Origin of the sequence: Cupriavidus necator (assembly GCF_013141915.1) — a bacterium.
Lineage (GTDB): Bacteria > Pseudomonadota > Gammaproteobacteria > Burkholderiales > Burkholderiaceae > Cupriavidus > Cupriavidus necator_B.
In genome coordinates, this window is the sequence record NZ_SROX01000001.1 from 537,437 (window position 1) to 559,137 (window position 21,701).

21 protein-coding genes are annotated in these 21,701 nt (G+C 67.2%); 9 read left to right on the plus strand and 12 right to left on the minus strand.

The window, feature by feature from the left end:
• The first annotated feature begins 151 nt into the window (after window positions 1–151).
• Window positions 152–1,375, plus strand: coding sequence for a Bcr/CflA family multidrug efflux MFS transporter (locus E5S69_RS02455; protein WP_171513419.1), 1,224 nt, complete (start codon window positions 152–154; stop codon window positions 1,373–1,375).
• A gap of 20 nt (window positions 1,376–1,395) precedes the next feature.
• On the opposite strand, the gene E5S69_RS02460 is transcribed toward E5S69_RS02455, so the two are convergent.
• Together E5S69_RS02460 and E5S69_RS02465 are read right to left on the minus strand one after the other, a co-directional pair.
• On the minus strand, window positions 1,396–2,250 hold the full coding sequence (locus tag E5S69_RS02460) for a mechanosensitive ion channel family protein (RefSeq protein WP_171513420.1): 855 nt from the start codon (window positions 2,248–2,250) through the stop codon (window positions 1,396–1,398).
• Window positions 2,251–2,467: 217 nt separating this feature from the next.
• Entirely contained in the window at window positions 2,468–3,670 is a 1,203-nt protein-coding gene (locus E5S69_RS02465) for an ammonium transporter (RefSeq protein WP_171513421.1), read from the minus strand.
• Between the two features lie 500 nt (window positions 3,671–4,170).
• On the opposite strand from E5S69_RS02465, the gene E5S69_RS02470 reads away from it, so the two are divergent.
• The 3 genes from E5S69_RS02470 (at window position 4,171) to E5S69_RS02480 (ending at window position 5,627) form a co-directional block, all read left to right on the plus strand.
• Window positions 4,171–4,452 carry an HU family DNA-binding protein gene (locus E5S69_RS02470; RefSeq protein ID WP_010814166.1) on the plus strand — a complete coding sequence of 94 codons (282 nt, stop codon included), beginning with the start codon at window positions 4,171–4,173 and terminating at the stop codon, window positions 4,450–4,452.
• 182 nt (window positions 4,453–4,634) lie between these two features.
• A complete protein-coding gene (locus tag E5S69_RS02475; RefSeq protein WP_012355963.1) occupies window positions 4,635–5,120 on the plus strand; it encodes an acyl-CoA thioesterase in 486 nt (161 codons plus the stop codon).
• Window positions 5,121–5,144: 24 nt separating this feature from the next.
• Window positions 5,145–5,627, plus strand: a complete 483-nt coding sequence (locus tag E5S69_RS02480; protein WP_171513422.1) for a CreA family protein — start codon at window positions 5,145–5,147, stop codon at window positions 5,625–5,627.
• Between the two features lie 29 nt (window positions 5,628–5,656).
• Here E5S69_RS02480 and E5S69_RS02485 read toward each other — a convergent pair whose 3' ends face one another.
• From E5S69_RS02485 to E5S69_RS02505, 5 genes are all read right to left on the minus strand, one after another.
• Entirely contained in the window at window positions 5,657–6,499 is an 843-nt protein-coding gene (locus E5S69_RS02485; protein WP_216621185.1) for an acid phosphatase, read from the minus strand.
• 51 nt (window positions 6,500–6,550) lie between these two features.
• Window positions 6,551–8,299, minus strand: a complete 1,749-nt coding sequence (locus E5S69_RS02490) for a class I adenylate-forming enzyme family protein (RefSeq protein ID WP_171513423.1) — start codon at window positions 8,297–8,299, stop codon at window positions 6,551–6,553.
• A gap of 97 nt (window positions 8,300–8,396) precedes the next feature.
• Window positions 8,397–9,161, minus strand: a complete 765-nt coding sequence (locus E5S69_RS02495; protein WP_171513424.1) for an SDR family oxidoreductase — start codon at window positions 9,159–9,161, stop codon at window positions 8,397–8,399.
• 233 nt (window positions 9,162–9,394) lie between these two features.
• The gene (locus E5S69_RS02500) at window positions 9,395–10,261 is read right to left on the minus strand and encodes an arylamine N-acetyltransferase family protein (protein ID WP_171513425.1); all 867 of its coding nucleotides are present in this window, start codon (window positions 10,259–10,261) and stop codon (window positions 9,395–9,397) included.
• A 27-nt stretch (window positions 10,262–10,288) separates the two neighbouring features.
• Window positions 10,289–10,990, minus strand: coding sequence for a Crp/Fnr family transcriptional regulator (locus tag E5S69_RS02505; RefSeq protein ID WP_423766614.1), 702 nt, complete (start codon window positions 10,988–10,990; stop codon window positions 10,289–10,291).
• Between the two features lie 198 nt (window positions 10,991–11,188).
• Here E5S69_RS02505 and E5S69_RS02510 point away from each other — a divergent pair, with 198 nt between their 5' ends.
• Window positions 11,189–11,686 (plus strand): Mpo1-like protein, encoded by a 498-nt coding sequence (locus E5S69_RS02510; protein WP_171513426.1) that lies wholly within the window; start codon window positions 11,189–11,191, stop codon window positions 11,684–11,686.
• Between the two features lie 104 nt (window positions 11,687–11,790).
• Here the strand turns inward: E5S69_RS02510 and E5S69_RS02515 are convergent, their stop codons facing one another.
• Window positions 11,791–11,928: a PepSY domain-containing protein gene (locus tag E5S69_RS02515; RefSeq protein ID WP_171512978.1), complete on the minus strand. Its 138-nt coding sequence runs from the start codon at window positions 11,926–11,928 to the stop codon at window positions 11,791–11,793.
• Between the two features lie 380 nt (window positions 11,929–12,308).
• Here E5S69_RS02515 and E5S69_RS02520 point away from each other — a divergent pair, with 380 nt between their 5' ends.
• A complete protein-coding gene (locus E5S69_RS02520; RefSeq protein WP_116340185.1) occupies window positions 12,309–12,767 on the plus strand; it encodes an HU family DNA-binding protein in 459 nt (152 codons plus the stop codon).
• A 241-nt stretch (window positions 12,768–13,008) separates the two neighbouring features.
• On the opposite strand, the gene E5S69_RS02525 is transcribed toward E5S69_RS02520, so the two are convergent.
• The 3 genes from E5S69_RS02525 to E5S69_RS02535 all read right to left on the minus strand — a co-directional run bounded on the left by E5S69_RS02525 (window position 13,009) and on the right by E5S69_RS02535 (window position 15,963).
• The gene (locus E5S69_RS02525) at window positions 13,009–13,377 is read right to left on the minus strand and encodes a 5-carboxymethyl-2-hydroxymuconate Delta-isomerase (protein ID WP_171513427.1); all 369 of its coding nucleotides are present in this window, start codon (window positions 13,375–13,377) and stop codon (window positions 13,009–13,011) included.
• Window positions 13,378–13,555: 178 nt separating this feature from the next.
• Window positions 13,556–14,152, minus strand: coding sequence for an HAD domain-containing protein (locus E5S69_RS02530; protein ID WP_171513428.1), 597 nt, complete (start codon window positions 14,150–14,152; stop codon window positions 13,556–13,558).
• 194 nt (window positions 14,153–14,346) lie between these two features.
• A complete protein-coding gene (locus E5S69_RS02535) occupies window positions 14,347–15,963 on the minus strand; it encodes a methyl-accepting chemotaxis protein (protein ID WP_171513429.1) in 1,617 nt (538 codons plus the stop codon).
• Between the two features lie 244 nt (window positions 15,964–16,207).
• Here E5S69_RS02535 and E5S69_RS02540 point away from each other — a divergent pair, with 244 nt between their 5' ends.
• Window positions 16,208–18,061 (plus strand): EAL domain-containing protein, encoded by a 1,854-nt coding sequence (locus E5S69_RS02540; RefSeq protein WP_171513430.1) that lies wholly within the window; start codon window positions 16,208–16,210, stop codon window positions 18,059–18,061.
• Window positions 18,062–18,067: 6 nt separating this feature from the next.
• Here E5S69_RS02540 and E5S69_RS02545 read toward each other — a convergent pair whose 3' ends face one another.
• On the minus strand, window positions 18,068–18,823 hold the full coding sequence (locus E5S69_RS02545; RefSeq protein WP_171513431.1) for a response regulator transcription factor: 756 nt from the start codon (window positions 18,821–18,823) through the stop codon (window positions 18,068–18,070).
• A gap of 412 nt (window positions 18,824–19,235) precedes the next feature.
• On the opposite strand from E5S69_RS02545, the gene cls reads away from it, so the two are divergent.
• Together cls and E5S69_RS02555 are read left to right on the plus strand one after the other, a co-directional pair.
• The gene (cls, locus tag E5S69_RS02550; protein ID WP_171513432.1) at window positions 19,236–20,672 is read left to right on the plus strand and encodes a cardiolipin synthase; all 1,437 of its coding nucleotides are present in this window, start codon (window positions 19,236–19,238) and stop codon (window positions 20,670–20,672) included.
• 131 nt (window positions 20,673–20,803) lie between these two features.
• The gene (locus E5S69_RS02555; RefSeq protein WP_171513433.1) at window positions 20,804–21,448 is read left to right on the plus strand and encodes a TetR/AcrR family transcriptional regulator; all 645 of its coding nucleotides are present in this window, start codon (window positions 20,804–20,806) and stop codon (window positions 21,446–21,448) included.
• The last annotated feature ends 253 nt before the right edge of the window (window positions 21,449–21,701 follow it).

Here is a 21,701-nt window from a genome sequence, read left to right on the forward strand (position 1 = left end):
TGGCAGGCCGGTGGTTCAGCGCGACTGGCCGCAAGCGAGCTTCGCCGGGCCGGCCGCATTGGTTATGTTGTGCAACAATTGCGTCTTTCCCTGCGCTGCCCGTGCGGTACGGCCACGCAGGGCAGCGCCATCGCCGTCGGATACTGTCCCCATGCCTCATCCCCCAAGCGCCGCCTCGACGCCGCGTTTTCCTGCCTGGCTGCTGATCTGCGGCTCGCTGATGGCGATCGCGCCGCTGTCGATCGACATGTACCTGCCGAGTTTCCCGACGCTGGCGGGCGATCTGGGCGTCGACATCGGCCAGGTCCAGCTGACCCTCGGCGCTTTCCTGGTCGGGCTCGCAATCGGACAAGCCTTCTATGGTCCCTTCAGCGACCGCTTCGGGCGCAAGCCGCCGCTCTATGTCGGGCTGTGCCTCTACGTGGTTGCTGCCGTGGGCTGCGCGCTGGCGCGCAACGTGGAATCGCTGATGCTATGGCGCTTCCTGCAGGCACTGGGGGGCTGCGCCGGCATGGTGATGGCACGGGCGGTGATCCGCGACCGGCTTGAGGCGCATGAATCGGCGCGGGCGTTTTCCTCGTTGATGCTGGTGATGGGCGTGGCGCCGATCCTGGCGCCGATCATCGGCGGTGCAGTCCTGACCGTATCGGGCTGGCGCGCCATCTTCTGGGTGCTGGCGGGGGCCGGGCTGCTGATCCTGCTGCTGGTCCACCTGCGCATGGAGGAATCGCTGGATCGCGGCCATGTGGCGCCGCTGCGGCTCGGCTCCGTGGCCCGCAGCTATGCGGAACTGCTGCGCGACCGGGAGTTCCTGGGCTATTCGCTGTCGGCCGGCTTTGGCTCGGCGGGCATGTTTGCGTATATCTCGGGTTCGCCCTTCGTGCTGATCGAACTGCACGGCATCGCGCCTTCGCACTATGGGTTTGTGTTCGGTGCCAATGCGCTGGGGCTGATCACGATGTCGCAGCTCAATGCCCGGCTGGTGCGCGGGCGTTCGCTCGACCAGGTGCTGGGGGCTACGCTGCTGGCGGCACTTGCCGCGGGGACGGTGCTGGCGGTGGCCGCACTGGCGGGGATGGCGGTGCTGCCGGTGCTGCTGGCCGGCTTCTTCGTGTTTATCGGTGCGCTGGGTTGCGTCTCGCCGAACGCATCGGCGCTGGCGCTCGCGCACCAGGGGCATCGCGCCGGCACGGCCTCGGCGTTGATGGGGACGTTGCAGTTTTCGCTCGGCACGCTCGGCGGCGCCGCGGTCAGCGTGTGGCGCGACGGCAGCGCGCTGCCGCTGGGCGTGGTGATGGCGGCCTGCGGCGCCGGCGCGGTGCTGATGCGCCATTACGGGCGCTCGGGCGCAGCCGCGCGCCCGGGCACCCGCTGACATCGGCGGCGCGCGCCAGTTCAGGCGGCCTGCTGCGCGGCGGCTTGCTGCGCCGCGGCCTGTTGGACCACTACCATGTGGGCCGGCATCGGCGCGGCGTAGCCGGCCTGGCCGAAGCATTCGCGAAGGATGCGGTTGGTGTCGAAATAAACTTGCCAGTAATGGTCGTTGTGGCAATAGGGCCGCACCGCCAGCACCGGGCCAACCAGCGTGAACTCCAGGATTTCGACGTCGACCGGCGGCTCGGCCAGCACGTTGGGAATTTCAGCGATGCGGGTCTTCAGCAGTGCCACCGCGTCGGCCACGTCGGTGCTGCCGGCCAGTTGCGCTTTCAGTTCCACGCGCCGGAACGCATTGGCGGTGAAATTCTGGATGGTGTCGCTGAAGATCTTGTTGTTGCCTATCACGGTCTGGACATTGTCCGGCGTATCCAGCGTGGTCGCGAACAGGCCGATTTCGCGCACCGTGCCGCTTACGCCCCCAATGGTGACGAAGTCGCCCACCTTGAACGGACGCAGCACCACCAGGAAGGCGCCGGCGGCGAAGTTTGCCATCAGCCCCGACCAGGCCATGCCGATGGCCACGCCGGCGGCGGCGATCAGCGCGGCAAAGGTGGTGGTCTGGATGCCGAAGAAGCCGAGGATGCCGATCACCAGCACCACGTTCAGCGTCACGGTGACGATGGAGCCGACATAGCGCAGCAGCGTGGGATCGACCTTCTGCTTGCCGAGCGCGTTCTGCACCATGCGCACCACGACGTGGATCAACCAGCGGCCAATGACCCAGAAGGCGAGGGCCGCCAGGATCTTGACGCCGAATTCGGTTGCGTAGGCGACCACCAGGGTCTTGAGGTTGTCGAAGGTAGAGGCATCCATCGGCGTATTCCTTTCATGTTGGTGTGACGGTCAGCCGCCGACCCAACAATCCCCGAACCAGCCGGCCGCTGCGTGCGAGCCCCTGCGCGCCGTGGCGGCGCAATCCCTGGGCACGGCAATTATTGAGAGGCCGCGCGCGGAAGTGCAAGCAAATAATTGTTAAGACAAGCCGCGTTGCACGGCTCGTCTGTTTATTTCGGAAATGCGCTGGCGGGTATTACCAGTTGGTTTCGCGCTCGGCGGTCGCGGAAATCCGGTGCAGCGTCAGGTCGGCGCCATTGAACTCGCCCTCGGCGTCGAGGCGGATACCCACCAGCCGTTTCAGCGTGCCATAGACCAGCGTGCCGCCCGCCAGCGCCACCACGATGCCAAGCAGGGTGCCCAGTAACTGCGCGCCCAGCGACACCCCGCCAAGGCCGCCCAGCGCCTTCGCGCCGAAGATGCCCGCGGCGATGCCGCCCCACGCGCCGCACAGCCCGTGCAGCGGCCACACGCCCAGCACATCGTCGATATGCCACTTGTTTTGCGCCAGCGTGAACATATAGACGAACAGCGCCCCCGCCACGGCACCGGTGACCAGTGCGCCAAGCGGATGCATCAGGTCCGAGCCTGCGCATACCGCCACCAGGCCGGCCAGCGGCCCGTTGTAGACAAAGCCCGGATCGTTGCGTCCGGCCATCCAGGCGGCCAGCGTGCCGCCGGCCATCGCCATCAGCGAATTGATCGCCACCAAGCCGCTGATCTTGTCGACGGTCTGCGCGCTCATCACGTTGAAGCCAAACCAGCCCACCGCAAGAATCCAGGCGCCCAGCGCCAGAAACGGGATGTTCGAGGGCGGATGCGCGCTGATGCGGCCGTCCTTCTGGTAGCGGCCGCGGCGCGCGCCCAGCAGCAGCACCGCGGGCAGCGCAATCCAGCCGCCCAGCGCATGCACCACCACCGAACCGGCAAAGTCGTGGAAGGGCGCGCCGGCAACACGCGTCAGCCAGTCCTGCACGCCGTAGCGCTGGTTCCACATCATGCCTTCAAAAAACGGGTAGACAAAACCCACCAGCACGAACGTGGCGACCAGTTGCGGGTTGAAGCGCGAGCGTTCGGCAATACCGCCGGAGATAATCGCCGGAATGGCGGCGGCAAAAGTCGCCAGGAAAAAGAACCTGACCAGTTCGTAACCATTTTTCTGGGCCAGCGTTTCGGCGCCGGAAAAAAACTGCACCCCATATGCAATGGTGTAGCCGATAAAGAAATAGGCGATGGTGGATACGGCGAAATCCACCAGGATCTTTACCAGCGCATTGACCTGATTTTTCTTGCGCACCGTACCCAGTTCCAGGAACGCAAAGCCGGCGTGCATGGCCAGCACCATGATGGCGCCAAGCAGGATAAAGAGCGCGTCGGTGCCGGTCTTCCAGTTGTCCATAAGTGACCTCATGCTCAAAATGGGCGCATCAGTATGCAAAAAGCGTTCCAGTGACAGCTGCATCCTGGTGCCGCTTGCACCGTGCCGGGTAAAAAGGCGCACCGGCATGCGGCATGTAGTCGATCCCGTGGAGCAGGTGGCCGTCGGCCCGTTGTCAGCGCCGGACCCGCAGTGCGCCAGCATGGAGCGGAACGGCGGCATCGGGCGACCCCGTTGTGGTGCATCGCCCCATTTCGGGGAATCTGTCCTATGCTGGGTAGTTTTGGCGGGCGCGATTCCGGGCGGCCGCTCGGGCCCGGCAAAAAGGGGGGGCCTGGCAAGCGCGAACAGCAGGGGAAATTGCCCGCTAACTGGCCTCAAGCAAGGATTTGCGGGTTTTTTTGTCGCATTGGTGCCACTGGGGATTGCTCAACGCGCGACGGGCAGATTAGACTGCGCCGATCGATGGCCTGCCGCGAGGCACGCACATCGGTGACGACGACCAACAAGGGAAATCAGCCATGAATAAAGGTGAACTGGTATCGGCCATCGCCGCGGAAGCAGAATTGAGCAATGCCGCCGCCGAGCGTGCGCTCAACGCAGCGCTGGACAGTATCAAGAAGGCAGTGGCAAAGGGCGATTCTGTAACGCTGGTGGGTTTCGGCAGCTTCAGCGCCGGCAAGCGCGCTGCCCGCACCGGCCGCAATCCGCGCACCGGCGAAACCATCAAGATTCCGGCCGCCAAGACCGTCAAGTTCTCGGCGGGTCAGGGTTTCAAGGACGCCGTGAACAAGAAAAAGTAAGCAGTTTGCGTCCATAGTGAAAGAAGCGGCCTGGCAGGCCGCTTTTTTTATGCGCCGGCCTTGCCGGCAGGCCGCCTGGCCGCGCCGCGCGCTGCGCCCCCGCAACCGCGTGGCGATCCGGGTTAAACTGCCGGCGCCCGCATGCCGGCAATCCCGCCCCCGCAATCTTCGTATCCCGCATCATGAATGACCTGTCCCACCAGCTTTCCATGACCGTGCTGATGACGCCGGACATGGCCAACTTCTCCGGCAACGTCCACGGCGGCACCATCCTCAAGTATCTGGACATGGTGGCTTATGCCTGCGCCAGCCGCTATGCCGGCCGCTACGTGGTCACGCTGTCGGTAGACCAGGTGGTGTTCCGCCAGCCCATCCACGTGGGCGAGCTGGTGACCTTCCTGGCATCGGTCAACTACACCGGCCGCAGTTCGATGGAGATCGGCATCAAGGTGGTGACCGAGAACATCCGCAGCAAGCTGGTGCGCCATACCAACAGCTGCTACTTCACCATGGTGGCGGTGGACGACAACGGCACCCCCGCCGAGGTGCCGCCGCTGGAACCGCGCGACGAGGTCGAACGCCAGCGCTTTGCCGCCGCGCAGCAGCGCCGCGCGCTGCGCCAGGAAATGGAAAAGCGCCACGGCGACATCAAGTCGTCGGTGAACTGAGTGCCGATGCCTCGCGATACCGCCATGAAGCGCAACCAACCATTCGTCCGCACCCTGCTGGCCGCCGCCTGCTTGGCCGCCGCTGCGGGTGTCAGTGCTGAGGAGATCGGCAGCGTCAGCACCAATTTCCGCATGACCGGATCCGACAAGGTCGTCATCGAAGCCTATGACGATCCGCAGGTGGACGGCATTACCTGCTACGTGTCGCGCGCCCGCACCGGCGGCATCAAGGGCCAGCTCGGCATGGCGGAAGATCCGCCCGAGGCTTCGATCGCGTGCCGGCAGGTGGGTCCGATCGGTTTCAAGGGGCCGATCCGGCAGCAGGACAATGTCTTCTCCGAGCGCATGTCGATCCTGTTCAAGGCGCTGCACGTGGTGCGCGCCGTCGACCGCAAGCGCAATACGCTGGTCTACCTGACGTATTCGGATCGAATCGTCAGCGGCAGTCCGCAGAATAGCGTGACCGCCGTACCGGTGCCGGCCGGCACGGTGATTCCGGTGAAATAGCGGGCCCGCTCGGCGGTATTTCGGCGGTATCACGGCGCCAGCGCCGCGCTTTCCGCCAGGCAATCGCGCGATGGCCGCGCTCCCGCGGCGCGCGCGGCAGCCACCTCGCGGCGCGCCAGTTCCAGGTCGGCGCGGAAGGTGGGGTCGGCATGCAGCCGCGCCACGGTGGCCGCCGCCATGGTGCGGCCCGCGTTGACATCGCTCTGCCAGTGCACGTTGCAGACCACGCGGCTTTGCCCAAAGGCCCGTCCGCGCGCCAGCAGTTCATTGGCACGCGCCGGCTCGATCTCGGTCAGGATGAGCGCCCAGGCCCAGCCGATGGCGCTGTGGCCGGACGGGTAGGAGCCATCTTTTTCCAGCTTGGCAGCCTCGGCCTGCGTGCACATCCCGGTCTTGTTGGCCACGAACGGGCGGGGGCGCTTGTAATGGTCCTTGGCCTTGTACGTGGACAGGCCGGCGTCGACCAGGCTGCGGCGCAGCAGGATGTTCAGGTAAGGGGTGTCTTTCTCGCTGACGGGCACGCCCAGCGCGCAGGAGAAGCTGCCGGCGGCCTGGGGGAAGGTCAACACGGCATCCTCGGCCGCCAGTTGCCAGCGTGGCGAAGCGCGCAGCGGACCGGCCTCGCGCGCGGACTCCGCATCCAGCGCCAGCGCGGCCGAACCCGGTGCCGGCGGCGCGGGCAGCAGCTTCAGGCTGTCGGGGCGCGCGTCGGCGGCGAGGTAGCCGGCCGGCACGCCCGGACGCAATTCGGGCACCGCGGACAGGTTGGTGCCGCCGGCGGCGCAGCCGGCCAGCAGCGCGGCCAGTGCTGCCGCGCCAAGGGCCCGCACGGCGTTAAACAGCAAGGGATCCGGCTTGGCTTGGTCGGTCAATTTTTGGTTCCTTGTTGGTGGGTCGGAGCGATGCGGTCGCGCTGCCTGGGCTTACGCGGCGGCGTCGAACAGCTTGCGCAGGTTCGATTTCATGATCTTGCCATTGGCATTGCGCGGCAGCATCTCGTGGTAAATCAGGATACGCACCGGCACCTTGAAGGCCGCCAGCCGCTCGCGCACGAAATCCTGCAGCTCGGTTTCGCTCGCCTGCATGCCAGGCTTCAGGCTCACCACCGCGGCCGGCTCCTCGCCCAGCGTCCGGTGCGCCAGTCCGACCACCGAGGCGTCCATGACCGCGGGGTGCTCATACAGCGCGCTTTCCACTTCGATGCAGTAGATGTTCTCGCCGCCGCGGATCAGCATGTCCTTCATCCGGTCGACGATATAGACGTAACCTTCTTCGTCCAGCCGGGCAATGTCGCCGGTGCGCAACCAGCCGTCGACAAAGGTCTGGGCCGTGGCCTCGGGCTTGTTCCAGTAGCCGCGCACGACATTGGCGCCGCGCGCCATCAGCTCGCCGGTTTCACCGGGCGGCAGCGCTCGGCCGCGGCCGTCGACCACCTTCATTTCACCGATCGGCAGCGCGGGGCCACTGCTGTCGGGGCGCATCACGTACTCTTCGGCGCTATGGCTGGTGAAGGTGGACGAGGTTTCCGTCATGCCCCAGCCAATACCCGGCGCGGCCAGCGGGAACACCTCGCGGATACGCCGGACCAGTTCGGGCGAGGCAGGCGCGCCGCCGTAGTTGATGTTCTCCAGCGACGACAGGTCGAAGCGGCCGCGCTCCGGATGCTCCAGGATCTGCCACGCGATGGTGGGCACGCCGCCCGCCGCGGTGCAGCGCTCGCGCTCGATCAGTTCCATGCCGCGCAGCGCGTCCCAGCGGTGCAGCAGCACGATCTTGCCGCCGGTGGCAATGGCGCCGTTGAGCACCGCCATGCAGCCGGTGACGTGAAAGAACGGCACCGCCAGCAGCATCGATTTTTGCGGCGCGGCCGGATCCGGCGCCGGGATTGGTTCGCCCCGGCGCAGCAGGTTGCGCAGGGGGCTGAAGCCGCCGGCCACCGCCACCGAGGTGGAGTTGCGATGCGTGCCGAGCGCGCCCTTTGGCTTGCCGGTGGTGCCCGATGTGTAGAAGATGGTGGCGTCGTCGTCGGGGTCGAGTTCGACTGCCGGCGGCGCCTGGTCCGGCAGCGCCGCCCAGCTGGCCGAAGGGCCGATCACGCTTTCCAGCGCCGTCACGCGCGGGTCGGCCGGGGCAGCGCCCGCGCGCGATACGTAGAGGCGTTCCAGCGCCGGACAGCCCGGCAGGTGTTCGAGGATCCGGTCGAGCCGCTCCGCATCGACGATCGCGATGCGGCTGCCGGAATCGGCGAGGCCATATTCCAGCTCCTGGCCGGTCCACCAGGCATTGAGCGGCGTCACGATGGCGCCGGTCAGCAGCGCGCCGTAGAACGCCACCGGCCACTCGGGCAAGTTGCGCATGGCCAGCGCCACGCGGTCGCCTTTGCGCACGCCGTCGCGCACCAGCGCCTGGGCCATGGCGATGGCGGCGCGCAGGAACGCATCGTAGGTGACGCGCTCATCCTCGTAGACGACGAAGGTGCGCTCGGCAAACGCGCGCGTGGCCAGCAGCAGCTCGCGCAGCGTGGGCGGGGCGTTCTTCCAGACCGTGGTGGGGATGCCGCGGATCACGCGCGTTTCGGTTTCGAAGGGCGCGCCGGGCGCGGTCAGGCAGACGTGCGCCTCGGCCAGCGACATGACCGGCCAATGGCTGGCCAACTGCGTATTGCTCGACATGGACTGCCTCCCGGAACTGCACTGCAGGTTGAGGGAAATGCAGGAAAGCGGCCGGCGCAGTCAGCGCCGGCCGCCATGCAACGCGTGCGCCAAAGGCTCAGATGGTCACGCCGCCGTCCACCACCATGGCCTGGCCGGTCATGAAGGTGCTGGCCGCGGAGGCCAGGAACACGGCCGCGCCGGCGATTTCGACGGGCTCGCCGATGCGGCGCAGCGGGGCGCCCTGGGTGGACTGCTTGTAGCGCTCGGGATCTTCCCACAGCGCACGGGCGAAGTCGGTCTTGATCAGCCCCGGGGCGATGCAGTTCACGCGCACATTGTGCGGCCCGAACTCGACTGCCAGGTTGCGCGCCAGCTGGAAGTCGGCAGCCTTGGAAATGTTGTAGACGCCGATGGTGGGCGAGCCGCGCAGGCCGCCAATCGACGACACGATGATGATCGAACCGTCCTTGCGGTCGATCATCTGCGGCGCCACCATCTGGATCAGCCAGTGGTTGGAGATGACGTTGTTGTCCAGCACCTTGCGGAACTGGTCGTCCGACACGCCGCTCATCGGCCCGTAGTACGGGTTGGATGCGGCATTGCAGACCAGTACGTCGATCTTGCCGAAGGCGCGGTTGGTCTCGTCGACCAGGCGCTGCAGGTCTTCCTTTGAAGAGATGTTGGCCGCGACCGCAATTGCGGTGCCGGCGCCATGGCGGGCGTTGATGGCATCCACCACTTCCTGGCAGGCCTCGGCCTTGCGCGAGGAAATCACCACCCTGGCGCCCTGTACGGCCATCTGCTCGGCGATGGCGCGGCCGATGCCGCGCGAAGAGCCCGTGACGATGGCAACCTTGCCCGTCAGATCGAACAATGACATGGAGTCTCCTGTATGGCTGCGCCGGCGTCAGCGGTGCTGGCCGGCTTGTGCTGGCGGCGGGGTGCCGCGCTGTTGTGCTGCAGACGCCCGAAAGGCGTCGTCGCCGGAACATTATGTGGCGCGGCCATGGCCGAGTCCACAGCGCCGGGTGGCGGTTACCGGCCTTATCAGCATTCTTTCTGCGGGCAATGCGCGCCGTGCATGGCGCCGATGCTGCATCGCGCAACCCCGCTTCAGCTGCCCGCGGATGCCGTCGCAGGCGCCAGCAAACGGGGCAGCGTGGCCCTCAGGTCGTTGCACAGGGCCTCGTCCAACAGGATGCCAAAACGGTCTGACAGGGCCTGCACCACGGCGTCGGCATGCTGCAGTTGCGTGCGGCGCACGCTGCCGTCGGGGGCGCGCTCGGCCAGTTCGCCGTTGGCCAGCGTCACCCGCGTGCCGCCATCGGTGCGCGCGGCCATCAGGCGTTGCAGGAAGACACTGTCGGGGTGCGTCGAGACATACCAGTTGCGCGCCACGAAATCGATCCATGGCTGCGGCGTCAGGTCGAAACGGTAGACCGGTAACCAGCCCGCGTCGCCATGCACCTGCAGGTCGAAGCTGTGGAATGCGGCGGTGGCAGCTTGCGCCGGGGAGGGCGCAAGCCGATAGGGAAAGCCGTCGTCGGCCGGCTCGGACAGCGGTATCGCGCGGAACGGCGTGGGGCCGCCGAAGCCGACATCGGCCAGGTAGCTGCGGTGCGCCACTTCCACGCGCAGCAGCATGTGCGAGGTCATGGTCGGGACGTCGTCCGGCACGCCCCAGCGCACGCGTGCGGCCAGCGGCGTCACCATATAGCCCAGCGCGCCGAGCCCGGCGCTGAGCAACGTATTGAGTTCAAAGCAGTAGCCGCCGCGCCGGCGGGTGACCAGCTTGTCGAACACGGCATCCAGGTCGATGCGCACCGGGCGACGCAGCAGCGGGTCCACGTTCTCGAACGGAATGCTGGCCAGGTGCGCGGCCAGCACGGCATCCAGCGCTTGCAGCGTGGGCGACGGCGGCGCGGCGATGCCGAGGCGCGCCAGCCAGGCGTCCAGTTGGGCGGCGTCCAGGGTAGTCATGGGTTGCGGGGCTCCGGTATGGTGCGGTCAGTTGAGCGCTTCCAGCGCGGGCAGATCGAGCAGTTCGATGCCGCCATATTGAAGACGCAGCAGACCCTGCGCTTCCAGGTCGCGCAGCGCGTGGTTTACGGTCTGGCGCGACAGGCCCAGCATCTGCGCCAGCTGCTCTTGCGCAATGCGCACGCGCCGCGTGGCCACCGCGTGCGGCAGATTGCCGTAGCCATGGGCCATCGCGGCTAGCCGCCGCGCGACACGCGCTGCCGGCGGCAGCAACTGCGCTTCCTCGACATAGTGGAAGGCTTCGCGCGTCTTGGCTGCCAGCAGTTGCCCGAACGCCTGCCACCACGCCGGCTGCTGCGCGAGACGCTGCGCCAGCGCGGCGCGCGGCACATGCCACAGCGTGGCGGCGGTGGCCGCGCGCGCGTCATGGGTGCGCGGCAGTCCATCGAACAGGCAGATCTCGCCGAACCAGGTGCCGGGTTCCAGCAGGCCCAGCACCGCGGCCTTGCCCGATGCGCCGCTGGCGTGGATCTGCATGGTGCCGCTGGCGACACAATACAGGCCATCGAAGCGATCGCCGCGCGCGAACAGGGTCTCGCCGGCGACCAGCCGGCGCAGGCCGCCGTCATCCACCAGCGCCTGGCGCAGCGCCGGTGGCAACTGACTGAACCACGCGCCAGCACGCACCGCGGCAAGTGGGTCGCTGCATGGCAGCATCGGACTGGACATCATATCGGCGGGCTGCGCCTTGGGCTGGTGTGGGGCGATGAGAGCGTGCTGTGGCGGGCTCGCCGGTCGCATGCCGGTTTCCGTTCCCGGCACCTGGCGGAATGTCAAAAACCTGACAGACCGGCCGATGCACGCCCACTACTATAAATCCACCTCGCGCCAGCCGCGCGCGCACCTCGCGCAGTCCAGGAGACGCCCGTGAAAACCCTGATCGAACATCTCGCCACCTACGCTGCCTACCATCGCGACCCGCGCAATGTCTTCACCCATTTCCTCGGCATCCCGATGATCGTGCTGGCCGTGACCACGCTGCTGGCACGGCCGGCACTGGCTCTGGGCGATGGCAGCGCCGTGCTGACCCCGGCCATGCTGCTGTATATCCTGTCGTGCCTGTTCTACCTGCGCTTGTCGCTAGGCTTCGGGGTGGCGATGGCGCTGATCCTCGCGTTGTTCCTCTATGCTGGCGCGCATATCGCAGCGATGCCGACGGTCTGGTGGCTCGCGCTCGGCATCGGCCTATTCGTGGTGGGATGGGTGATCCAGTTCATCGGCCACTATTACGAAGGACGCAAGCCCGCCTTCGTCGACGACCTGGTCGGCCTGCTGATCGGCCCGCTGTTCCTGGTTGCCGAAACGGCCTTTGCGCTGGGGCTGGCGCGCGATACGCGCGACGCCATGGCCGCCCGCGCGCACTGATCAGGGCTGCCCCTGCCGGCAGCCGCAGACGGGCGGCCCGACCGCCCAGCGGGCGCGATACCGGCCTCAGGCTGCCGTCATCCAGGGCGGCGATCTCCGTAACGTCATCCGGACCGGGCCGCATTGCAGCTCGGGCGTTCGAGCTTGGCCACCGAGCCGCCCGGCAGCAGCAGCTTGAGCTCGTATTGCCAGATGCCGTCGTCGTGATCGAGTGCCACCCCGATGACGTCGCCCGCCGCCATGCCATCCGCTGTCGCTGCTGAGCGTGGCGTTGATCGCGTTCGGGGCGCTCGCCGCCGGCGCGTTGCTGGCGATCTGCATCGGGGATTGCGCGCGAACGGTAGCGTCCAGACGCATGCACAGCGTAGCGCGCCGGGCTTCGTCGCTGCGGCCGCGCGCGCCAAAGTGGGGGGACGTAGGCCGTTTTCGCGCTTGCACTGAGGCAAAGCCGCGACAAAACCCGGGGTTTTCACCGGGTTTTGCGCTTCGCGTGCATGAAAACCCCTTGACTTACGGTACTTTCCGCTATGATTCAGTGGGCGTCGATCAGGCGATTGCGCAACGCTCAGTAGCAACGCATCAGACCTGCCGGCATCCATCTGTTCAACCTACGAATATCGATATGGCGACCAAAGCGAAACCGACCGCGAAGACTGCAACCAAGCCCGCCGCCAAGAAGGCTGCGGCAACCAAGGCACCCGTGAAGGCTGCCGCCAAGAAGGCCACGCCGGCCAAGAAGGCTGCTCCCGCCGCTGCGCCCGTTGCGCGCCCGCTGAAGGACACCTTCAACAAGTCGAGCCTGGTCGCTCACCTGGTAGCTCAGACGGAACTGGAACCCAAGACCGTGAAGACGGTGCTGGCCCATCTGGAAAACACCATCGTCAGCGCGCTGAACAAGAAGGGCGCAGGCGAGTTCACGCTGCCCGGCCTGCTGAAGGTCACGGCGCAGCAAGTGCCGGCCAAGAAGAAGCGCTTCGGCAAGGACCCGTTCACCGGTGAAGAGCGTTGGTTCCCGGCCAAGCCGGCCAGCGTCAAGGTCAAGGTCCGTCCGCTGAAGAAGCTGAAGGACGCCGCAGCCTGATCTGCACCAGTTGTCGAGAAAGAAAAGGAGCCGCTTGCCGGCTCCTTTTTCTATGGCGGCCGGCATCAATCCGGCTGCGTTTAATCCAGGTCAAGTCGGTGGCCATGTTCGCCACCTAGAATCCACTACGTCATGGGTGCGGGGGCGCTCCCCATGACAGAGCTTCCGGAGTCTTCCTGAAGCTTCCGCCCGCGGCCGCAACGGCCGCGGGCTTTTTATTGGCCGCGCGATGCGGCGGCAATCAAGCCACCACTTGCTTGGCGTAGGTGGCGCGCGCCATCTCGCACACTTCTACTGACACCTGCACATTCTGTCCGGTGCCGCCGCCCGAGCGCACGGCTTCGGCGATCACGTCGCAGACCGCCTGCGCCAATGACTGGCGGACGGCGGTATCGCGCCCGTCCAGGATCGACAGGCGCGCATGGACAAAGGCGCGCTCGACGGCATCGATGCCCTGGCGGTAGGTCGACAGCGTGATACAGCGCGACTTGATATCTGCTTCCTGGAACTGTCCGGAAGCCAGCAGGGCGGCATTCGCCTCATCCAGCAATTCTTCCTGCGAGCAGTTCAGGCGAGTGTTTTCAGTCAGTTCGATGACGAGGTGAGGCATGGCGGGTCCTGGCACAAAGCTCCGGCATGGGGCCGGCGACAGCGAGCATGATACGGGATCGCCGGCCCCGGTACGCCAGACCCACGCAGCGGGCCAGCCGGTATCGCGCGTTCAGGGTCACCGGATGCAAAACGGGGCGCCCATGGGCGCCCCGCGGGGACTGCATGGCAGCGGCAGCTCAGGCGTGGACGGCCGTCACTTCGCGTGCCGGTGCCAGCGCACTGCCGAAGCGGGCGGGGTTGTCCCGTGCCAGTTGCTGCAGTTGCGCCAGCTTGGCCTTGAGCCCGGCATCCAGCTTCGGCGCCGGCATCACCGTCGACGGGCAGGCGACGCCCAGGATATCCAGAGCCTGCTGGAAGTTTTCCAGGGTCAGGCCCGCCACGGGGTCGACCGTGACCAGATGCTCGCGCAGCGCCTCGGGCATCGACCCGGCCGGGGCGGAGGACAGGATCACGTAATGGCCCGGGCGCGCGGCCTGGGCGAAAAACGCTTCGATCTCGGCGCCGTGGCCGCCTGCGACCGGCGGCGTCATGGCTTCGACCTGCAGGTCCAGTTGCTGCAGGATGGCCGCCGGCGTGCCCCGGCGCCAGGCATCGGATACCACCACACGCGCGCCAGCCACGCCGAACAGCCTGCGGACCAAGCCAAGGGCGACCGGGTCGAAGAACCTGACGTCGCGCGGCGTGCCCGAATCCGGAATGCCGCCGAGGCGGGCGCGGGAGCGGTCGGAGTACAGGACGCCGGGTACGTCCAGCATGATGAGTCGTTCAGCCATGGTTTCCTGAGCAGGTGCCAGTTCAGTTGGTGTGAAGCAAGATTACTCGCCGCAACCGGGCTGTCACGTTACCGGGGCTGGTTCAGTTGCAACATATCTGTAACTTCGTCGCGGAAGACGTAAATGCCGGTTACGTCGTCATGACAAATGTTTCGACCCGACACATCTTTCGCGCAGTCGCCAGCTCAGGGCTGCTAAAAGCGAAAGCGTGCGACGTCTGCGGCCAGCGCGGCGGCCTGCTGGTCGAGCCGCGCTGCCTGGCCGGCCAGTTCGTCGACCAGCGCAGCATTCTGCTCGGCTGTCTGGCGCAGTTGCGCTGCGGCCTGCGTGGCGCCCTGCACGCTGTCGGCCTGCTCGTCCGCGAGCGTGCGCAGTCCCTCGGCCAGCGCATGGCTGTGGCCCACCGTCGCGGCAATCCGGTCCATCGCCGCCACGACGCTGCCGCTCAGGCTGGCGCCTTGCTGGATCTCATGCGTGGCATTGCCGACGATGCCGCCGATCTCGCGCGCCGCGTCGGCGCTGCGCTGTGCCAGCGCCCGCACTTCCTGTGCCACCACCGCAAAGCCGCGGCCTGCCGGGCCCGCACGCGCCGCTTCCACGGCGGCGTTCAGTGCCAGGATATTGGTCTGGAACGCGATGCTTTCGATCACGCCGACAATCTCTGCGATATGGCGCGAATGGCCATGCAGCGCATCCATCGCGCCGCGCATGCGTTGCACCACGGCTGCGCCGTCATCGGTGGCGGCGCGCGCCGCGCTGGCCATCTCGCTCGATTCCGTGGCCTGCGCATGCGCGGCGGCCACGTGCGCCGCCAGCACCTGCATGCGGCCGGTGGTTGCGTCGAGGGCACTGGCTTGCTGCTCGGTTCGTGCCGACAGGGCCTGGTTGCCCGCCGCGATCTGCTGGCTGGCCGCGGTGATCTCGTGGGCGCTGGCCTGGATGCGTGCCAGCACGCCGGCCAACTGGTCGCGCATGCCGGCTACATGGTGCAGCATGCTGCTGTGGTCCGAAGGGCGCAGCGCGATCGGGGCGGTCAGGTCGCCTGCCGCAATACGCCGGGCGATGTCGGCGGCATCGCGCGGCTCGCCGCCCAGCTCGGCACGCAGGCTGCGCGCGGCAATCGCTGCCAGCGCGGCGGCGGCGAGCAGGCTGGCGCCGAGCAGCGCCACCATCCAGGCCTGCGCGCGCAGCTGGCTGGTGGCCACGCTGGCGACCGTAGCGGCGGCCTGCTGCTCCTGCTGGCGGCGTACCGCCTCAACCTGGCTGCTGAGCCGCTGCAGGTGCTCGGTGACGAAGTGGCCGTCGACCGAGACCGCGCTGTCGAACTGCAACGGATCCAGCGGCTGCTTGCGCAGCAATGCCACGTAGGCTTGCGCCAGCTCGCTGGCGCGCTGGCGTTCGCGCAGCAGTGGCGCCGCCTGGGCCGGAGCGGCACGGTGCACGCCGGCCAGTGCCGCGTCCAGTTGCGCCAGGGCCGCCGCCATCTCGTCGGCGGCGCCGTCGCGCTCGGTGCTGCTGGTGGCCATGGTCAGCGCCAGCTGGGCCCGCCCGAGCGCCGCCAGCGCTGATTGCGCCCGCTCCGCAGAGATGGCCCCGTGCATGTCGTGCTGGTACAGGGTATCGGTACGCGCCTTGATCGAGATCAGGTTGGCGATGCCAGTCAGGCCGACCGCGGCGCCAAACAGGTAGACCAGGGCAAAGGCCACGCACAGGCGCGCCACCAGTGGCAGGCGGCCCAGCCGGGCCAGCCCGCGCGCGGGCGCAACGGCCCGACGGTGGCCGGGCAGGGATGTCTTGAACACTTGCAACACGGAGATGACTCCAGACGGGCGCGCCGGCCTGACGGGCCTGCGGCACCCGGGGCTTGACCCGATTCGCGGCTGGCGCTGCCCTCTATACGGGACAGTCGCAGCGGCGCACGGATCGTCGTCGATCAACGTGACGCCGACGTGACATTCGCGTAGATGGACTGTCATCGCGCTGTCATGTGGATGTCATGCAATATGGGCCGCGCTGCGCCTCCTGATTGCAGCCGCACCATCCCCGCTTGCTCCTATGAATGGCCTGACTGCCGCCACGCTCCAGCATGATCCCGCGCCCCACGCTACCGGCGTTGCCCCGGACGAGACCGTGTTTGCACCCCCGATGCGCCTGCCGCCGCTCAATGCCGTGTTCCAGCCCATCGTGCAGGCAGACAATGGCGCCATCCTCGGCTACGAAGCGCTGATCCGCGGTCCGGTGGGCTCCCCCTGGGCGGCGCCGGACGCGTTGTTCCGGCTGGCGCAAGGCGTCCGCGCCACCATCGCGCTGGAGGTGGAAGCGGCGCGCACCGCGCTGGTCGCGTGGCGCAGCTTCGACCTGCCCGGCAAGCTCTTCCTCAATTTCAGCCCGCAGACCTTGCGCCACCTGCTGGCCGAGCGGGGGCGCCTGATGGCGGCCTTGCTCGAAGCCGGCATGGCACCGTCGCGGCTGGTGATCGAGGTCACCGAACAGACGCCCATCGGCGACGCAGTCAGCTTCGGCATGGCCATGGCGGTGTTGCGGGAACTCGGCATGCAGTACGCGCTGGATGATTTCGGCACCGGGCATGCCAACCTGGACTTGCTTGCCCACCTGTCGCCGCATTTCGTCAAGATCGACAAGTCGCTGGTGCGCGGCATCGCGTCCTGTTCGCGCCGGCTGGAAATCCTGCGCGCACTGCTGCGCATGATGAGCGCCTTTGGCGGGCGCGTGATCGCCGAAGGCATTGAAGACGAAGATGAACTGGCCGTGGTGCGCGACCTGGGCGTGACCGGCGCGCAGGGCTATTACGTGGGACGGCCCATGGCGCAACCCGTGGCGCAGGCCGCCTTGCACGTGCGGCAGGCGCTGGCATCGCGTCGCATTGCGGTGTTTCCGCAGATGGTGCGCTCCGGCTGGTCGGGCATCACCGCGGGAAGACTGGTGCGGCCGGCGCCGACGGTGTCGCCTGCGGCCAGCAACGATGCGGTGCTGCGCACCTTCCAGGACCAGCCCGACCTGCAGGCGGTGGCGGTGGTCAATGATGAAGGGCGGCCGCTGGCCATCATCGGCCGCCAGGCGTTTATCGACCGCTACGCGGCGCCGTTCCACCGCGAGCTCTATGGCAAGAAGGCGTGCATCGCCATGGCCAGCCGCGATCCGGCGTGCTTTGACCAGCGTGCCAGCCTGGAGGACATGGCGCAGATCCTGTCGGGCGAGAACACGCGCCCGCTGGCCGAGGGTTTCGTGATCACCGACCAGGGCCGCTATATCGGGCTCGGCACCGGCGCGGACCTGATCCGGGCAATCACCGAGGTGCGCATGGAAGCGGCGCGCTACGCCAATCCGCTGACCTTCCTGCCGGGCAATATCCCGCTGAACCAGCATATCGAACGCTTGATCGAGGCCGCCAGCGAGTTCCATGCCTGCTATGTCGACCTGAACCACTTCAAGCCGTTCAACGACAAGTACGGCTACTGGAAAGGCGACGAGATGCTCAAGGGCGCGGCCGCGATCCTGGCCGAGGCGTGCGACCCGGCCCGCGATTTCCTCGGGCACGTGGGCGGCGACGATTTCCTGGTGCTGTACCAGAGTGGCGACTGGGCCGAGCGCATGCGGGCCGCGATCCTGCGCTTCAACGATGCGGCGCGCGCCATGTATGCCCCGCCGGACCGCGCCGCCGGCGGCATGCACGGCGAAGACCGGCACGGTAGGCCGGTGTTCTTCCCCCCGGTATCGATGGCGGTGGGCGTGGTGTGCCTCAGTGGCGAGGGCGTGGCCAGCCTGCAGCGGCTGGGCAGCCAGCAGATCGGCGCCGCGGCGGCCGCTGCCAAGCGCGAGGCCAAGCGTTCCGCCGACGGCATGGCCGTGCTCGACTTCCTGGCGCTGTCGGCGACCCTGCTGGCGTAGCGTGCGTCAGCTGCCTGAGGGCTCCGGCACGGTGCTCCGGGTTGCGGCTTTTGGCAGCCTGGGCGCGATGCGCTCTTCGAGCACGTCAAGCCGGTAGCCGTGCGCGTAGACCACCGTGATGACGATGCCGTTGGCCACGCCGATGCGCAGCGTCTTGCGCAGACGCGAGATCAGTCCCGCCAGCGCCCGCGACAGCGGTGGCAGTTCGTGCCGCCAGATCGCCTGCTGGATGCGCTCGCTGGCCAGCACGCGGCCGACGTTCGAAAACAGCATCATGGCCAGATCGAATTCCTTCGGCGTCATGGCGATGCGCTCGCCGTGCAGCGTGGCCAAGCGCCCCATGCTGTTCAGTTGGTAAGGGCCGGCCTGCACCACCAGGCCCTGGCGCACGCGTTCGCCGGTAACGCGCCGGCGCAATGCCGTGATGCGCGCCATCAGCACGCGCGCATTGAGCGGGCGGCACACGTAGTCGTCGGCGCCCGCATCGAGCGCATCGACCAGTTTGTCTTCGCTGTTGTCGGCAGCCAGCAGGATAATGGGTACGTCACCCGAGCGGGCGCTGCGGACCGCGCGCACCACTTGCAGGGCCGGCAAGTCCGACACGGCATCGTCGATCAGCAGCATGTCGTAAGGCTCCTGGCTGACGCGGAGGATCAGCTCCCGGCCGCTCTCGAACACGCGGCAACGGAAACCGGCGCCCTCAAGCAGTTCGGCCACGGTACGGAGTTGGGGCGAAAAGCCCATGAGCAGCGCAATATTCATTGAAGCGGACCCCAGGGCAGGATACGGGCTGAAAGGGGAAAGCGGCCACCAACGATTGGGCCGCGGCAGGCGAACGGCAGCGCCGCGCCCAGCCAGAAAGCGTATTAAAAGTGCAGTCGGAAAAACAATCGGACATTGCTGAAATATCTGTCGATTTTCTTGATTCGCCCGGAGTGAGCCGTCCGCATCGGGAGATCGAGGCCGGCTCGCGGACGCTACGGAAAGTTGTCCACAGTTCCTGTGGACAAGCGGGGCGACGACGCCCTGACGGCCGCCTGGCATGGTGATGCCATCGGCGTGCCAAAAAAGAAGGCAGCGCTGGCAGGCGACTGGCAGCCAGCGCCTACAACCAGACTGCGCTGTGCCAAAATAGCGCGCATCGCGACCCGGTCAGGGGACACAAGCCAACCCGATGCTGCAGAGCCCAAGCGTCATCGCCATCATCGTGCTGGCCTTTCACGTCGTAGGCGTGGTGGCCGCGCTGCATGCCGTCATGACGGTGCGCACCGCGCCGGGCGCGATTGCCTGGGCCGGCTCGCTGCTGATGATGCCGTACTTCACCCTGGTGCCTTACCTGATCTTCGGGCGCAGCACCTTCGCCGGCTATGTCGATGCGCGCCGCTTCAACGACGACCGGCTGCGCGAGATCCGCCACGGCATGACGCCGCGCGAGCGCGAAGCCCGCAGCGCCTGCGTGGTCCACGCGCCAGTCCAGGCCTGCATGCGGGCGCTGCCGCGCCTGACCGGCATGCCGTGCCTGGCCAACAATGATGTGCGGCTGCTGATCGACGGCGAGCAGACCTTCGAAGCCATCTTTTCCGCCATGGCGCGCGCCACGCAGGTATTGATCGTTCAGTTCTTCATCGTCCACGACGATGCGCTGGGCCAGCGCCTGCAGGCGCTCATGTGCGAGCGCGCGCAAGCCGGCGTCAAGGTGTACTTCCTGTTCGACCGCATCGGCTGCCACGCCATGTCGCGCCGTTACGTGCGCACGCTGCTCGATGCTGGTGTCGAGGCCAAGGCGTTTTCCACCCACCGCGGCTTCGTGAACCGGTTCCAGCTCAACTTCCGCAACCACCGCAAGCTGGTGGTCGTCGACGGCTGCGAAGCGTTCGTCGGCGGCCACAATGTCGGCGTCGAATACCTGGGCCAGCGTCCGCCGCTGGCGCCCTGGCGCGACACCCATATCGCGCTGCGCGGCAGTGCCGTGCTGGACTTGCAGATGGCCTTTGCCGAAGACTGGTACTGGGCCGCGCGCGAGGTGCCGCATCTGCTGATGCCGCCGCCGGAGGCGGGCGGGCGCATGACTTGCCAGGTGGTTCCGTCGGGGCCGGCCGATGCGCAGGAAACCTGTTCGCTGTTCTTTGTCGAGGCGATCCAGGCGGCGCGGCAGCGCGTGTGGATCACGTCGCCGTATTTCGTCCCGGACGAGGCCGTGTTCGCGGTGCTGCGGCTGGCGGTACTGCGCGGTGTCGACGTCCGCATCCTGATTCCGGCCCGGCCGGATCATCTGGTGGTCTATGCCGCCTCCACCCTCTACGCCCACCAGGCCATTGCGGCGGGCATCAAGATCTATCGCTACCAGCCGGGCTTCCTGCACCAGAAGGTGATCCTGGTCGACGACGAGGCCGCTGCGATCGGCACCGCGAACCTTGACAACCGTTCCTTCCGTCTGAATTTCGAGCTGATGGTGATGACTGCCGATGCGGGCTTTGCGGCGCAGGTGGCGGCAATGCTCGAGGCCGATTTCGCGCAAGCCCGTCGGGTCGGGCTGGACGAGTTCCTCGCGGCGCCGGCACCGCTGCGGGTGGCGATGCACGTGGCCAAGCTGTTCGCGCCGATCCTGTGATCCGCGCGCTTGCAGCTGTCAGCGTCCTTGCCATCGTCGATGCAACAAGTTTGTGACGGTTTGATTGTGTACACTGTTCACTATAAGACTCTGCACATCATGAACCGTGATTCGTTTTCCAGGAGGCCCACATGAACCGGGAAGCCTCCGCACCGCCCGGGCGGGCGACCTACCGCCATGGCGACCTGCGCCGCGCGCTGCTCGACGCCGGCATCGACCTGGCGCGCGAGGGCGGCCCTGACGCCATCGTGCTACGCGAAGCGACGCGGCGCGCCGGCGTCGTGCCCAATGCCGCGTACCGCCATTTCTCCAGCCGGCAAGACCTGCTGCAGGCGGTGCGCGCCTCGGCCTTGTCTTCGCTGGCGATTGCCATGGAGGCCGAAATCGGCGGGCTGCGCCCCGGGCGCGGTGCCGCTGCGCATGCGCGCGCCTGCCTGCGCGCGGTCGGCACGGGCTACCTCCGTTTTGCCCTGACCGAAACCGGCTTGTTCCGCACCGCATTCTCGGTACCGGACGAAGTCGAGGACGACGCGGACCCGGCCAAGGCGGGCAACAGTGGCCTGAACCCGTTTCAACTACTGGGCGCGGCGCTGGACCAACTGGTGGAAGCGGGAGTGTTGCCGGCGGAGCGCCGGCCGGGCGCCGAATACCTGGCGTGGTCGGCCGTACACGGCCTGGCGATCCTGCTGATCGACGGTCCCCTGCGCAGCCGCGCCAGCGAGCAGGCGGAGGTGCTGGGCCAGCGCGTGCTAGAGATGGTCGAGAAGGGCCTGTAGCGAGGCCCTGTCTCTGCAGCCGCTGCATAAAAAAATGCCACGATGGCGGGGACCATCGTGGCAACGCAAGGAGCCAGGAAGGGGGGCAACCTGGCTCTGTCGGGCACCCAGGGTCGGGTGCAAGAACAATGTATTCCGTTGTTTCTCATGTGAATATCGGACACTTCTTAAATATGCCTTTTGATTTGTCCCGATATAAGCACCTGAACGCCCATGGCTTGCTCCGGTGCGTCACGCCGGGACGGCTTGCGGA